General features: G+C 72.1%; 13 protein-coding genes. 10 read left to right on the forward strand and 3 right to left on the reverse strand.

The genetic code is table 11. The features are described 5' to 3' along the window. The first annotated feature begins 165 nt into the window (after positions 1–165). A complete protein-coding gene (locus OHB44_RS07145; RefSeq protein ID WP_112582103.1) occupies positions 166–945 on the forward strand; it encodes an electron transfer flavoprotein subunit beta/FixA family protein in 780 nt (259 codons plus the stop codon). Positions 946–960: 15 nt separating this feature from the next. Then, complete coding sequence (locus OHB44_RS07150; RefSeq protein ID WP_330439989.1) at positions 961–1,920, forward strand: electron transfer flavoprotein subunit alpha/FixB family protein; 960 nt, start codon at positions 961–963, stop codon at positions 1,918–1,920. Between the two features lie 94 nt (positions 1,921–2,014). On the opposite strand, the gene OHB44_RS07155 is transcribed toward OHB44_RS07150, so the two are convergent. Both OHB44_RS07155 and OHB44_RS07160 read right to left on the reverse strand, forming a co-directional pair. Continuing rightward, positions 2,015–2,848 (reverse strand): anti-sigma factor, encoded by an 834-nt coding sequence (locus tag OHB44_RS07155; RefSeq protein ID WP_266303485.1) that lies wholly within the window; start codon positions 2,846–2,848, stop codon positions 2,015–2,017. Next, positions 2,802–3,404 carry an RNA polymerase sigma factor gene (locus tag OHB44_RS07160; RefSeq protein ID WP_238684699.1) on the reverse strand — a complete coding sequence of 201 codons (603 nt, stop codon included), beginning with the start codon at positions 3,402–3,404 and terminating at the stop codon, positions 2,802–2,804. The genes OHB44_RS07155 and OHB44_RS07160 overlap by 47 nt, the downstream gene beginning before the upstream one ends. Before the next feature lie 230 nt (positions 3,405–3,634). On the opposite strand from OHB44_RS07160, the gene OHB44_RS07165 reads away from it, so the two are divergent. From OHB44_RS07165 to OHB44_RS07195, 7 genes are all read left to right on the forward strand, one after another. Further along, positions 3,635–4,465: a DUF4397 domain-containing protein gene (locus OHB44_RS07165; protein ID WP_330439990.1), complete on the forward strand. Its 831-nt coding sequence runs from the start codon at positions 3,635–3,637 to the stop codon at positions 4,463–4,465. Beyond that, on the forward strand, positions 4,462–5,115 hold the full coding sequence (locus tag OHB44_RS07170; protein WP_238684697.1) for a class F sortase: 654 nt from the start codon (positions 4,462–4,464) through the stop codon (positions 5,113–5,115). Before OHB44_RS07165 ends, OHB44_RS07170 begins: the two co-directional genes overlap by 4 nt. Before the next feature lie 104 nt (positions 5,116–5,219). Beyond that, complete coding sequence (locus tag OHB44_RS07175; RefSeq protein WP_266303483.1) at positions 5,220–6,395, forward strand: cysteine desulfurase family protein; 1,176 nt, start codon at positions 5,220–5,222, stop codon at positions 6,393–6,395. 176 nt (positions 6,396–6,571) lie between these two features. Beyond that, positions 6,572–7,645, forward strand: a complete 1,074-nt coding sequence (mnmA, locus tag OHB44_RS07180) for a tRNA 2-thiouridine(34) synthase MnmA (RefSeq protein ID WP_266303482.1) — start codon at positions 6,572–6,574, stop codon at positions 7,643–7,645. 37 nt (positions 7,646–7,682) lie between these two features. Further along, positions 7,683–8,687: a methionine synthase gene (locus tag OHB44_RS07185; protein ID WP_330439993.1), complete on the forward strand. Its 1,005-nt coding sequence runs from the start codon at positions 7,683–7,685 to the stop codon at positions 8,685–8,687. A gap of 36 nt (positions 8,688–8,723) precedes the next feature. Further along, complete coding sequence (locus OHB44_RS07190) at positions 8,724–9,089, forward strand: VOC family protein (protein WP_238684693.1); 366 nt, start codon at positions 8,724–8,726, stop codon at positions 9,087–9,089. A 30-nt stretch (positions 9,090–9,119) separates the two neighbouring features. After that, complete coding sequence (locus tag OHB44_RS07195) at positions 9,120–10,130, forward strand: ADP-ribosylglycohydrolase family protein (protein WP_266303480.1); 1,011 nt, start codon at positions 9,120–9,122, stop codon at positions 10,128–10,130. A 312-nt stretch (positions 10,131–10,442) separates the two neighbouring features. On the opposite strand, the gene OHB44_RS07200 is transcribed toward OHB44_RS07195, so the two are convergent. Beyond that, entirely contained in the window at positions 10,443–10,976 is a 534-nt protein-coding gene (locus OHB44_RS07200; protein WP_238684691.1) for a type II toxin-antitoxin system PemK/MazF family toxin, read from the reverse strand. 372 nt (positions 10,977–11,348) lie between these two features. On the opposite strand from OHB44_RS07200, the gene ligA reads away from it, so the two are divergent. Next, complete coding sequence (ligA, locus tag OHB44_RS07205) at positions 11,349–13,484, forward strand: NAD-dependent DNA ligase LigA (protein ID WP_266303477.1); 2,136 nt, start codon at positions 11,349–11,351, stop codon at positions 13,482–13,484. Positions 13,485–13,539: the final 55 nt, after the last annotated feature.

Here is a 13,539-nt window from a genome sequence, read left to right on the forward strand (position 1 = left end):
TGTCACTCTGAGTGCTGCGGGAGCGCAACCTACTGGCAGGTAACATTGCGCCGTGGGCAACTGCACAACCGCCCTCGGTTGACCTGGCGTCGACCGACGCGCGACGCTGCGCCCCAGACCGGGCGAGCGAATCGCAACACCACACAGGAGGGTCGTCGAAGCGCGATGAACATCGTCGTACTCGTCAAGCAGGTGCCTGATTCGGGCGCGGACCGCAACCTGCGCAATGACGACAACACCGTCGACCGCGGTTCGGCGAACAACGTGATCAACGAGATGGACGAGTACGCCATCGAGGAGGCGCTGAAGATCAAGGAGGCGCACGGCGGCGAGGTCACCATCCTGACCATGGGTCCGGACCGGGCGACCGAGTCGATCCGCAAGGCGCTCTCCATGGGCCCGGACAAGGCCGTCCACGTGCTGGACGACGCCCTGCACGGCTCGTGCGCCGTCGCCACCTCGAAGGTGCTCGCCGCCGCGCTCGGTCAGCTCAATGCCGACCTGGTCATCTGCGGTGCCGAGTCCACCGACGGCCGGGTCCAGGTCATGCCGCACATGATCGCCGAGCGGCTGGGCGTCGCGGCGCTCACCGGTGCCCGCAAGCTCACCGTCGACGGCGCGACGCTGACCGTCGAGCGGCAGACCGAGGAGGGCTACGAGGTGGTCACCGCCGCCACCCCGGCCGTCGTCTCCGTCTGGGACACCATCAACGAGCCGCGCTACCCCTCCTTCAAGGGCATCATGGCCGCCAAGAAGAAGCCGGTGCAGACGCTCTCGCTGGCCGACCTCGGGGTCGCTGCCGACGAGGTGGGCTTCGACGGCGCCACCAGCGCCGTCGTCGAGCACACCAAGCGCCCCCCGCGCTCCGGCGGCGCCAAGATCACTGATGAGGGCGAGGGCGGCGTCAAGCTGGTCGAGTTCCTCGCCACCGAGAAGTTCGTGTGAGAGGGGGGTTCTGACATGTCCGAGGTTCTCGTCGTCGTCGAAGCCACAAAGGAATTCGGCGTCAAGAAGGTCACCCTGGAAATGCTCACCCTCGCGCGTGAGCTGGGCGCCCCGAGCGCTGTGGTGCTCGGTGGCGCCGGCGCCGCCGAGGCGCTGAGCGGCAAGCTGGGCGAGTACGGCGCGGAGAAGATCTACGCCGCCGAGGGTGACGAGATCGACGGCTATCTGGTGGCCCCCAAGGCGACAGTGCTGGCCGAGTTGGTCAAGCGGGTGCAGCCGGCCGCCGTGCTGCTGGCGTCGGCCCAGGAGGGCAAGGAGATCGCCGCCCGGCTCGCCGTCAAGCTCGACAACGGCATCCTGACCGACGTGGTCGGCCTGGACGCCGACGGCACCGCGACCCAGGTCGCCTTCGCCGGCTCCACCATCGTCAAGTCCAAGGTAACCAAGGGCCTGCCGCTGGTCACCGTCCGGCCCAACTCGGTCACCCCGACCCCGGCGGCCGCCACCCCGGCGATCGAGCAGCTCAGCGTCTCGGTCACCGACACCGACAAGCTGGCCACTGTCGTCGAGCGGGTCGCCGAGCAGAAGGGCTCCCGCCCCGAGCTGACCGAGGCCGGCGTGGTCGTCTCCGGCGGCCGGGGCGTCGGCAACGCCGACAACTTCAAGCTGGTCGAGGAGCTGGCCGACCTGCTCGGCGGCGCCGTCGGCGCGTCCCGCGCGGCCGTCGACTCCGGCTTCTACCCGCACCAGTTCCAGGTGGGCCAGACCGGTAAGACGGTTTCCCCGCAGCTCTACGTCGCCCTCGGCATCTCCGGTGCCATCCAGCACCGGGCCGGCATGCAGACGTCGAAGACCATCGTCGCTGTCAACAAGGACGGCGAGGCGCCGATCTTCGAGCTGGCCGACTTCGGGGTGGTGGGCGACCTGTTCAAGATCGTCCCGCAGGCCGCCGAGGAGATCCGCAAGCGCAAGTAGGCAAGCGATACGTCAGTGGCCGCCCGTGTGAACGGGCGGCCATTGACGTGTGGGGAGCTGATCGGCGAGCCGGGGAGCTGAGCCGGCCCGCCGATCAGCCCGTCAGGGAGCCCCTCAGCAGGCTGTCGCCGGAGTGGCGGGTGTTGTTGTCGTACTGCTCGGCGGAGACGTCGACCACCGAGTAGCTCTTGAGGTCGACATTCGGGGGCAGGGGTAGCAGGGCGTCCGGGCCGCCACCCAGGGTGCCGACCGAGAACATCTCCATCGTCGTCGGATTGATGAGCCAGACCTCGTAGTACCCCGGGACGCTCGGGAGATTCGCCACATGCAGATGTAGTTGGCCGTCCTGGAAAACCCGGGCGTCGCCCTTGGCCGCGGGCGGTGTCGCCCCGTACGCCGCCAGCGGCGCGCTCGCCACCACCACCGGCGTCGGGGTGGGCGTCGGATCGTCCGGTCGGAGCACCGAGACGGTGCCAACGACGCCGACCGCCGCGGCGGCGGCCGCGGTGACCGCTGTGGCCACCCAACCGGACCAGCCGCGACCCCGGCGGGATCGCCGCGTCGGGTCGAGTCGGGTCACCGTCGGCTCGGCCGCCGCGCCGAAGGTCTGCTCGGCCGTGGTGGTGTCGGCCTGCTCGGCCGTCGTGGTGTCGGCCTGCTCGGGCACCCGGTGTCGACGGGTCTCGGTCAGCAAAGGCCCGGCCTCCGCCGCCCTGACCTGGGCTTCGATGCCCTGCCAGACGTGCTCCGGCGGGTCGGGCAGGTCGGCCAGGCCCTGCGTCTCGGTGCCGAGCCCCGCCACCTGTTGAAGGCTCGCGACCTCCGCCCGGCAGAGCGCGCAGGTGCCGAGGTGGGTGCTCTCCCCGTTGTCCGCCTCGCTCTCACCGAGTGCCAGAAATACCAGCCGGTCGTGGTCCAGGTGCTGCACCGTCCACCTCCCATCTGCGTTTCAAGCTCGCCATGCCGCGTCGGATGTGACTCTTCACGGTGCCCAACGGCACGCCGGTCACAGTGGCTATCTGCTGGTGTGTCAGGTCGTCGTAGAAGGCCAGCTCCAGCATCCGTCGCTGATCGTCCGGGAGACGAGCCAGTTCGTCGGCGATCACCAACCGGTCCACCACGCGGTCCGGGTCCGGCTGGGTCTGTGCCGGCTCGGGCAGTTGTCGGACCGTCTCCACCACCCGGGTCTCCCGGGCCGAGGCGCGCATCCGGTCGATCACCTTTCGCCGGCCGATGCCGAGCAACCAACCGATCAGCGACCCCTTGGCCGGGTCGAACGTGTCGCGTCCCAGCCAGGCGGCGACGAACGTCGCCTGGGTGACGTCCTCGGCGTCGCTGCGGTTCGCCAGCATGGACGTGGCCAGGTGGAGCACGGCACGACCGTAGCGGTCATACGCCTCGCGCAGCGCCACGTCGTCGCCGTCGCGGAACCTGCGGTCGAGGTCGTCCACCGGAGGGTCCGGTTCCTGTCGTAGCGCCGTCATCGGGCGGCTCGCCTTCGATGGGGCATGCCCGACTGTAGCTGCCACAGTCCCCGCCCCACTTCCCCGGTCGATGTCATCTCACCAGCTCTTCGTCTCCCGACCCCGTTCCGGATGCGGTTGGGGCCGGAAAAGAAAAGTGCCTCCGGGGCGCATCCGCCCGACCGAGAGCCGGCGTAACCCGTTCTGCAAGCCAGGCCTGACGAATCAGCACCAAATATCAGGAGGCAGACATGCAGCTCTCGTACTTCCGTCGGGTCGCCGCGGGCGGCGCGGTCGCCGCGCTGGCCTTCGCCGGCGTCGGTGCCCTCACCGCCAGCCCCGCGTACGCCGCCACGTCGAAGGTCTCCGTCGTGCACGGCATCCCGGACACCCCTGTCGACGTCTACGTCAACGGCAAGAAGACGCTTGACAACTTCAAGCCCGGCGACGTCGCCGGCCCGCTGAACCTGGAGGAGGGCGACTACGACATCGCGCTCACCAAGCCGGGCGAGCCGATCGGCAGCGCGATCCTCAAGGTCGACAACGCCGCGGTGCCGGGCGGTGCGAACATCAGCATCGCGGCCCACCTCGACGCCGCCGGCCAGCCGAAGATCACCCCGTTCGTGAACGACGTCTCGAAGGTCGACGCCGGCAAGGCCCGGCTGATCGTCCGGCACACCGCCGCCGCCCCGGCGGTCGACGTCCGCGCCGGTGGCACCCCTGTCTTCGAGGGCCTCACCAACCCGAACGAGGCCAAGGGCGACGTCGACGCGGGCGAGGTGAAGGCCGACGTGGTGCTGGCCGGCACCGACACCGTCGCCATCGGCCCGGCGGACCTCAACCTCAAGGAGGGCACCGCCACGATCGTCTACGCGATCGGTTCCGCCGAGGGCAAGACTCTCGACGTGGTGGCCCAGACCATCACCGGCCTGCACTCCGCCCCGGGCGGCGTGCCCAGCGGTGACGGCGGCCAGGCCGGCACGGGCGTGGACACCTGGTGGTACGTGCTCACCGGTGCCGGCGTACTCCTGCTGCTTGGTGGTGGGGTGCGGATGGCGACCGCGCGGACCGGCCGCAAGTGACGGTGCGCAACCGCGGCGCGCTGGCGGCCCTCGCCGCCGGCGTTGCCGCGCTCACCGCCGCCACCCTGGTGGCGTGCGCCAACCAGCCGGCCGGGACGGTGGGGGCCGAGGAGGCGAGCACGCTGGCCAGCCCCGCACCGACCGCCGCCAGTGCCCCGTCGGTGCCGGTGACCGCTGGTGAACTGCCCGCCGGTCCGAAGATCATCCCGCCGGTACGGCTGCTGATCCCGGAGATCGGCGTCACCGCCACCGTCAACGCGGTCGGCATCAACGAGCGGACCAACGAGTTCGAGGTGCCGCCGAGCGTCGACCAGATCGGCTGGTACCGCTACGGCCCCGGCCTGGAGGCGGAGGTCGGCTCGGTGGTCATCGCCGGTCACGTGGACAGCGCCAAGCAGGGCAAGGGGGCGTTCTTCCGGCTGCGTGAGCTGGACCAGGGCGACACGTTGACAGCGACGGGCAGCGACGGTGAGGCGCGGCGGTACCGGGTCGTCGCCCGGGAGGAGTACGCCAAGACCAAGATCCCGCTGGACCGGTACTTCGCCCGCGACGGCAAGCCGCGGCTGACCCTGATCACCTGTGGTGGGCCGTTCGACGCCAAGGCCCGAAAGTACCGCGACAACATCGTCGTCACCGCGGTGCCCGCCTGACCGGGTCCGCGCGCATCGGGCCGGGGTGGAGTTCCACCCCGGCCGTTGCGTGCAGTCCCCTCCGGCATCCGGTCCCCAACGTGTCGGCCGTACGCTGAACGGCGATGGCTTACCTGGATCACGCGGCGACGACTCCCATGCTCGATGAGGCACTGGAGGCGTACGTCGCTACCGCCCGCGAGGTCGGCAACGCGTCCTCGCTGCACGCGGCGGGCCGCCGTGCCCGTCGCCGGGTCGAAGAGTCACGGGAACAGGTGGCAGCGGTGCTGGGCGCCCGGCCCTCCGAGGTGATCTTCACCGGTGGTGGCACGGAGAGCGACAACCTCGCGGTCAAGGGCATCTTCTGGGCCCGTCGAGCAGCCCGGCCCGACCGTCGCCGGGTGGTCTCCAGCGCCGTCGAGCACCACGCGGTGCTGGACGCTGTCGACTGGCTGGGCCAGCACGAGGGCGCCGAGGTCGGCTGGCTGCCGGTGGACGCCGTCGGTCGGCTCGACCCGCAGGCCCTGCGCGCCGAGTTGGCCGCGCACGCCGACCAGGTGGCAGTGGTCACCGCGATGTGGGCGAACAACGAGGTGGGCACCGTCCAGCCGGTGGCCGAGCTGGCCGCCGTCGCCGCCGAACACGGGGTGCCCTTCCACACCGACGCCATCCAGGCGGTCGGTCAGGTGCCCGTCGACTTCGGCGCCAGCGGGGTCGCCGCGCTGACCGTCACCGGGCACAAGTTGGGCGGCCCGACCGGGGTGGGCGCGCTGCTGCTCGCCCGGGACGTGCCGGCCACGCCGCTGCTGCACGGCGGCGGTCAGGAACGCGACATCCGCTCCGGCACCCTGGACACCGCCGGCATCGTCGCCTTCGCGGTCGCTGTGGAGTCGGCAGTGAAGGGTCAGCAGGAGTACGCGGCCAGGGTGGCCGCGCTCCGCGACGACCTGATCGAGCGGGTCCGCCAGGCGGTGCCCGAGGTGATCTACAACGGTGACCCGACCGACCGGCTGCCCGGCAACGCGCACTTCTCCTTCCCCGGCTGCGAGGGCGACGCGCTGTTGCTCCTGCTCGACGCGCAGGGGATCGCCTGCTCGACCGGCTCCGCCTGCTCGGCCGGCGTGGCCCAGCCCTCGCACGTGCTGCTGGCGATGGGTGCCGACGACGACCGCGCCCGCTCCTCGCTGCGCTTCACACTGGGCCACACCAGCACCCAGGCCGACATCGACGCCCTCATCGCGGCCCTCCCGGCAGCTGTCGACCGGGCCCGCCGAGCCGCCGCTCTCCGCACCCCCCGCTAGCGCGGGTCAAGCCCCGCGATCGTGCGCTATTGGTTGGCCGTTCGCGCCTTGCGCGGCATATGTCGCCGCAGAAACTGCAAGATCGCGAAGGTGGACGGGCGGGGCGGGCACGGGTCCGGCGGGTTTCCGGGGCTGGTGGATAGGGTTGTGGTGGGGACGGGAAGGGGAGTGGCTCAGTGAGGGTTCTGGCGGCGATGTCGGGTGGGGTTGACTCGGCCGTGGCGGCGGCGCGGGCGGTGGCGGCCGGGCACGACGTGACCGGCGTGCACCTGGCGCTGGCCCGCAACCCACAGACCTATCGGACGGGCGCGCGAGGCTGCTGCACTCTGGAGGATTCCCGGGACGCCCGGCGGGCGGCCGACGTGATCGGCATCCCGTTCTACGTGTGGGACATGGCCGACCGCTTCCACGAGGACGTGGTCGACGACTTCGTCGCCGAGTACGCCGCCGGTCGTACGCCGAACCCCTGCCTGCGCTGCAACGAGAAGATCAAGTTCGCGGCGGTGCTGGACCGGGCGGTGGCCCTGGGCTTCGACGCGGTGGTGACCGGGCACCACGCCCGCCTCGGCGCGGACGGGCTCCTGCGGCGCAGTGTCGACCTGGCCAAGGACCAGTCGTACGTGCTCGCCGTCCTCACCCGTGAGCAGCTCGACCGATCGATCTTCCCGCTCGGTGACGCGACGAAGGCGCAGGTCCGCGCCGAGGCCGCCGAGCGTGGCCTGGCCGTGGCCGACAAGCCGGACTCGCACGACATCTGCTTCATCGCCGACGGGGACACCCGCGGCTTCCTGGCCGGCCGGCTCGGTGAGGCCCCCGGCGAGGTGGTGGACGCCTCCACCGGCGCCGTCGTCGGCAGTCACAGCGGCGCGTACGCCTACACGGTGGGGCAGCGCCGCGGGCTGCACCTGGACCGGCCCGCCCCGGACGGCCGGCCACGCTACGTGCTCTCCATCACGCCGAAGACCAACACGGTGACTGTGGGCCCGGCCGAGGCCCTGGACGTGTCCGACGTGCACGCCGTACGTCCGGTCTGGACCGGCGGCGCCCGTCCGGACGCCCCGGTCGAGTGCGAGGTGCAGTTGCGCGCGCACGGCGACGCGGTGCCGGCGACCGTCGCCCTCGACGGTGACCGGCTGCACGCCGAGCTGCGCCGACCGGTCCGCGGTGTCGCCGCCGGTCAGGCCGTGGTCGCGTACCGGCCGGACCCTGCCGGCGACGTGGTCCTCGGCTCCGCGACCATCACCGGCTGACCGCACGGCCTGGGTGTTCGCGGGATAGCCTTCGCCCGTGACAGATCAGGCGTGGCCCTGGCCGGCCGGCGCGGCAACCGGAATTGGTTCGCTGCCCGGCACCGACATCGGCGAGGCTCAGCGGGTGGTCCTCGGTGAGCTTCCCGAGCTGCCCCACCTGCCCGAGTTGCCGGCCCGTGGCCCCGGAGCGGACATGATCGGCCGGTCCGCCGGGCTGCTCGTCGAGGTGCCCGTCGAGGTGTACGCGGGGCGGTGGCGGGTCGCCCCACGCCCGGGCCGGGACCTGCGCCGGGCCCGTGACCTGATGGAACGCGACCTGGACCAGCTCGCCGAGCAGGCCGAGGGGTACGCCGGGCCGATCAAGGTGCAGGCCGCCGGCCCGCTCACGCTGGCCGCCTCCCTGGAGTTGCCGATCGGTGGCCGAATGCTGCGCGATCCCGGCGCGGTCCGCGACCTGACCGGCTCCCTCGCCGAAGGGCTGCGCGCGCACGTCGCGGCGGTCGCCCGCCGGCTGCCCCAGGCATCGGTGCTGCTGCAACTGGACGAGCCGTCACTGCCGACTGTGCTGGCCGGGCGGGTGCCGACGGAGAGCGGTCTGGGCGCGTACCGGGCGGTCGACTCGGTGGACGCCGCCGCCCTGCTGCGCACTGTCGTCGAGGCGGTCGGCGTGCCGACGCTGGTGCACTGCTGCGCCCCGGACGTGCCGCTGGAGCTGATCCGCTCCACCGGCGCCGTCGCGGTCGCCCTCGACCTGGACCTGGTCACCAAGCTCGACCCGCTGGGCGAGGCGATCGACGCCGGCCTCGGGTTGCTGGCCGGGGCCGCGCCGACCCGGCCGCCGTCGGCCGGTGGCGTGCCGACCTCCGCGCAGATCGCCGATCGGGTACGCCAGGTGTGGGACCGCCTCGGCTTCCCTCGTCGCCAACTCGCCGAGCAGGTGGTGGTCACCCCGGCCTGCGGCCTCGCCGGCGCCACACCGGAGTACGCGCGGGCGGTGCTCGCCGCGTGCCGGGACGCCGGCCGACGCCTCGGCGAGGACTGAGGTTTCCTGTCGTACCCGGTGGGCAGGATGACGGTCATGATTGGACAGCTGCGTTCAGTGGTGATCGACTGCCCGGATCCGCGGGCGTTGGCGGCGTTCTACGCCGAGCTGCTCGGCGTACCGCTCGCCGAGGGTGACTCCGATGACGACTGGGTGGTGCTGGGCGGCCCACCCGGTCACCAGCCGCGCCTCGCCTTTCAACAGGCGCTCAACCTGCGCCAACCGGCCTGGCCGGATCCTGAGCGCCCACAGCAGTTCCACCTCGACGTGACGGTCGACGACATCGAAGCCGCCGAGAAGGCCGCGCTCGCGCTGGGTGCTCGGCGGCTGCCAGGTGAGGGCGAGGGCTTCCGGGTCTACGCCGATCCGGCCGGCCACCCGTTCTGCCTCTGCTGGGACTGACCCTGCCGTGGGTTGCGGCGGCCCGGCATCATGGCCGCCGTGATCCATACCTCTGCGCTTCGCGCCTCCGGTTCGCTCTTCGGTCTCGCCTACGGTGACGCGCTGGGCAAGCCGACGGAGTTCCTGACCGTCGCCGAGATCGTGCGCCGGTACGGCCCGGCCGGCCCCCGGGAGCTGTCCGGCGAGCCGGCACTGGTCACCGACGACACCCAGATGGCGCTCGCGGTGGGTTGGGCGCTGCACGAGGCGCCGTCGTTCACGCCGGAGGCGGTGGAGCCGCTGCTGCGTCAACGTTTCCTGGCCTGGGCGGTCAGCCCGGACAACAACCGAGCCCCGGGCATGACCTGCCTGCGTGCCTGCGCGGAGTTGAGCCGTGGGCTGCCCTGGCAGGAGGCGACGGTGGTCGGCTCGAAGGGCTGCGGGGCCAACATGAGGGTCACCCCGGTCGGGTTGCTCGACGTGGACCTCGACACGCTCGCCGGGTTGGCCCAGTTGCAGGCCGGGCTGACCCACGGCCATCCGACCGGGCTGGCCGCCAGCGAACTCACCGCGTACGCGGTCTTCGTGCTGCGCGCGGGCGTTTCGCTGCCCGACCTTCCCGCGGTGCTCACCGAGCGGGCACTGTCCCAGCGCCTGGTCTACTCCGAGCGGTGGCTGGGCGACCTCTGGCAGCACGCCGGTTCCGGTTCTCCGCAGGAGTTCATCGCCCGGGGCTGGGACGAGTGCCTGGCGGTGCTGGGCCGACTGACGGACGCCCTGCGCCAGCCCGACGACGGCGGCGACCCGTGCCGGGACACCGGGGAGGGCTGGGTGGCGGAGGAGGCGCTGGCCACCGCGCTGCTCTGCGCCGTACGGCACGCCGACGACCCGGTCGCTGCGCTGGCCCGGGGCGCGACCACCGCCGGTGACTCCGACTCGATCGCCGCCCTGGCCGGCGCGTTCGTGGGCGCGGCCGTCGGCATGACCGCCTGGCCGCGCGACTGGGCCAACCGCATCGAGTACGCGGACCAGTTGGCCACGCTCGGCGCGACCTGGGACTGATCCGGGCGGCCGGGTCGGCCCGGCCTGCCCCGGCCCGGTCGGGTCCGCCTCGGCCCGGTCGGGTCCGCCTCGGCCCGGTCGGGTCCGCCTCGGCCCGGTCGGGTCCGCCTCGGCCCGGTCGGGTCCGGTTCGGCTCAGCCGGCCCCGACCGGCGCGACCGCGCAGTCATGATCAACTCGGGTTTCTGCAAACCGGGGTATCCGGGAGTTCAGGACACCGCGACTTTCAGGAACCCGAGTCGACCATGAGCAGAGCCAGGCCGTGAGGATGTGAAGGGGCGGGCGGCCACGAGGGGCGGCCACGAGGGGGTGGTCAGGAGGTGGGGAGGTGGCGCAGGCTGCGGACCTTTCGCCACAGGTCGGCGTCGCAGCGGCCGGCGTGGTCGGCGAAGGCGGCCGAGTTGAGTCGGATCGGCTCGGTGAGGCTGAGGTAGCTGTCGTGCTCCGCGCCCGGGTCCCAGTCCCGGGTGGGAATCCGCACGTGGTCGTCCCGGTCGCTCTTGTCCTGGCTGGTGATCTTCAGAACGTCGGCGCCCCGGGAGTCGGCGCGCAGCACCAGGCATGGGCGCACCTTCGACCCGCTGCCGTCGGCGTACGGCACGTCGGCCCACCAGATCTCACCGGGCGCCGGGGCGTCGCCGTGTCGGTCGGTGTCACGCGAGCGGGGCTTGGTGGACGGCCGTCCGGCGCCACGGGGCCGTGGTGGGGTGGAACGACGGCCACCGCTGCCGCCCCGACCCGGCCGGGTGCCCGGACGGTTGGCCACCCGGTGCCGCCAACTGTTCCACGCCCAGCCGGCGGCCACGGCCAGCAGGATCGCCGCCGCCCAGAGCAGTGCCTCGGGCATCCGTACCTCCGTGTCCCGGCGGCCCACGGGCCGCCATCGTCCGGCGATCCTCGCACGCCACCGCCCGTGCCGCTCGCCAACCACACCGCAGCCGCCCCGCCCGCGCCGATCTTGCAGTTTCGGTCGCCGAGATGCGCGGAACACCCCAAATGCCGCGACAGCAAATGCAAGATCGCGGGAAGGGTGGATCAACTGATCACCGGATAGGGCTGGGGGGAAGGAGGGGGGAAGGAGGGGGGAAGGAGGGGAGGGGGAAGGAGGGGAGGGGGGTGGCGCTTTGGGTGCGGGTGGGCGGCGGATTGTCCCACCGGCCCGATACGGTGCCGGAGTAGCGTGATCAGGGAGGTCGCAGGCGTGTCCGAAGGTGGCGGTGTGTCCGAGGAACAGATCGGTCAGCAGGTCAGCCCGGCGCAGGAGGCGGCGGCCGGGGCTGAGCCGACGCCGCAGGCCCGGGAACGGCATGCCGCGCTCAGTCAGGAGTTGACCGAGCACCAGTACCGCTACTACGTGCTGGACGCGCCGACCATCCCCGATGCCGACTTCGACAGGCAGTTGCGCGAGTTGGAGGCACTGGAGGAGGAGTTTCCGGCGCTGCGGACTCCCGACTCGCCGACCCAGCGGGTGGGTGGCACCTTCTCCACCGACTTCACACCGGTCACCCACGCCGAACGGATGCTGTCGCTCGACAACGCCTTCGCCGACGAGGAGTTGGCGGCCTGGGCCGAGCGGGTCGAACGGGACGCGGGCGGCCCGGTGCCCTACCTGTGCGAGCTGAAGGTCGACGGGCTGGCGATCAACCTGACCTACGAGAACGGCCGGCTGGTCCGGGCCGCCACCCGAGGCGACGGGCGTACCGGTGAGGACGTCACGGCAAACGTGCGCAGCATCCGGGACGTGCCCGGCCAGCTCGTCGCGTCCGCCGAATTCCCGGATGTCCCCGAGTTGGTGGAGGTCCGAGGCGAGATCTACTTCCCGATCGCCGCGTTCGCCGATCTCAACGCGGGTCTGGTGGAGCAGGGCAAGGCGCCCTTCGCCAACCCCCGCAACGCCGCCGCCGGCAGCCTGCGACAGAAGGATCCACGGGTCACCGCCACCCGGCCGCTGCGCCTGGTGGTGCACGGCATCGGCGCCCGCCGCGGGTTCCAGCCCACGGCGCAGTCCGAGTCGTACGCGGCACTCAAGTCCTGGGGGTTGCCGACCAGCGACCGGTGGCGGGTCGTCCCGGACCTGGCCGGCGTGGCGGAGTTCATCGCCTACTACGCCGAGCACCGGCACGACGTCGAGCACGAGATCGACGGCGTGGTGGTCAAGGTCGATCCGGTCTCCATCCAGGGCCGGCTCGGGTCGACCAGTCGTGCCCCCCGCTGGGCGATCGCCTTCAAGTACCCGCCGGAGGAGGTCACCACCAAGCTGCTCGACATCGACGTCAACGTGGGGCGCACCGGCCGGGTCACCCCGTTCGCCGTGCTCGAGCCGGTGCGCGTGGCCGGGTCCACAGTCGCGCTCGCCACGCTGCACAACGCCCGCGAGGTGGAGCGCAAGGGGGTGCTGATCGGCGACACGGTGGTGCTGCGCAAGGCCGGAGACGTGATCCCCGAGGTGCTCGGCCCGGTCGTCGATCTGCGGCCCGCCGACGCCCGGCCGTTCGTCATGCCGACCAGTTGCCCGGCCTGCGGCACCCCGCTCGCGCCGTCCAAGGAGGGCGACGTGGACATCCGTTGCCCCAACACCCGCAGTTGCCCGGCCCAGTTGCGGGAGCGGGTGTTCCACCTCGCCGGCCGGGGTGGCTTCGACATCGAGGTGCTCGGCTACAAGGGTGCCGCCGCCCTGCTCGACGCGGAGATCATCAGCGACGAGGGCGACCTGTTCCAGCTCGACGCCGAGCAGCTGTCCCGGTCGCCGTTCTTCGTCAACAAGGACGGCAGCCTGGGCAGCAACGCCACCAAGTTGCTGGACAATCTCGCGGTCGCCCGGGAACGGGACCTGTGGCGGGTGCTGGTGGCGCTCTCCATCCGGCACGTCGGCCCGACCGCGGCCCAGGCGCTCGCCCGGCACTTCCGCTCGATGGACGCCATCGACGCGGCCACCGAGGAGGAACTGTCCTCCGTCGACGGGGTCGGGCCGACCATCGCTGCCAGCATCCGCGAGTGGTTCGCTGTGGACTGGCACCGCGAGGTGGTCCGCAAGTGGGCCGAGGCCGGCGTACGGATGGCCGAGGAGGCGGTCGACGAGGGGCCGCGCCCGTTGGAGGGGTTGACGGTGGTGGTGACCGGCACCCTCGCCAGTTATTCGCGCGACCAGGCCGCGGAGGCCGTGCAGAGCCGGGGCGGCAAGGTCAGCGGGTCGGTCTCCAAGAAGACGAGCTTCGTGGTGGTGGGGGACAACCCCGGGTCGAAGGCCGACAAGGCCGCCAGTCTCAAGGTGCCGGTGCTCGACGAGGACGGGTTCCGCCTCCTGCTGGAGGCCGGCCCGGACGCCGCCCGGGAGGTCGCCCAACCGGGCGGCTGACCCCCGCCGGCGGCACGGCACGGCGAGTGGCCGCGTATACCAACTTAATTACGAC

Source organism: Micromonospora sp. NBC_00821 (assembly GCF_036347035.1).
GTDB classification, from domain to species: Bacteria; Actinomycetota; Actinomycetes; order Mycobacteriales; family Micromonosporaceae; genus Micromonospora; species Micromonospora hortensis.

What these genes read in the sequence shown, in the direction of transcription:
- OHB44_RS07175 (WP_266303483.1), top strand. Translation starts at nt 5,220, where the DNA reads ATGGCTTACCTGGATCACGCGGCGACGACTCCCATGCTCGATGAGGCA.
- OHB44_RS07190 (WP_238684693.1), top strand. Translation starts at nt 8,724, where the DNA reads ATGATTGGACAGCTGCGTTCAGTGGTGATCGACTGCCCGGATCCGCGG.
- OHB44_RS07160 (WP_238684699.1), bottom strand. Translation starts at nt 3,404, where the DNA reads ATGACGGCGCTACGACAGGAACCGGACCCTCCGGTGGACGACCTCGAC.
- OHB44_RS07165 (WP_330439990.1), top strand. Translation starts at nt 3,635, where the DNA reads ATGCAGCTCTCGTACTTCCGTCGGGTCGCCGCGGGCGGCGCGGTCGCC.
- OHB44_RS07150 (WP_330439989.1), top strand. Translation starts at nt 961, where the DNA reads ATGTCCGAGGTTCTCGTCGTCGTCGAAGCCACAAAGGAATTCGGCGTC.
- OHB44_RS07200 (WP_238684691.1), bottom strand. Translation starts at nt 10,976, where the DNA reads ATGCCCGAGGCACTGCTCTGGGCGGCGGCGATCCTGCTGGCCGTGGCC.
- OHB44_RS07195 (WP_266303480.1), top strand. Translation starts at nt 9,120, where the DNA reads ATGGCCGCCGTGATCCATACCTCTGCGCTTCGCGCCTCCGGTTCGCTC.
- OHB44_RS07145 (WP_112582103.1), top strand. Translation starts at nt 166, where the DNA reads ATGAACATCGTCGTACTCGTCAAGCAGGTGCCTGATTCGGGCGCGGAC.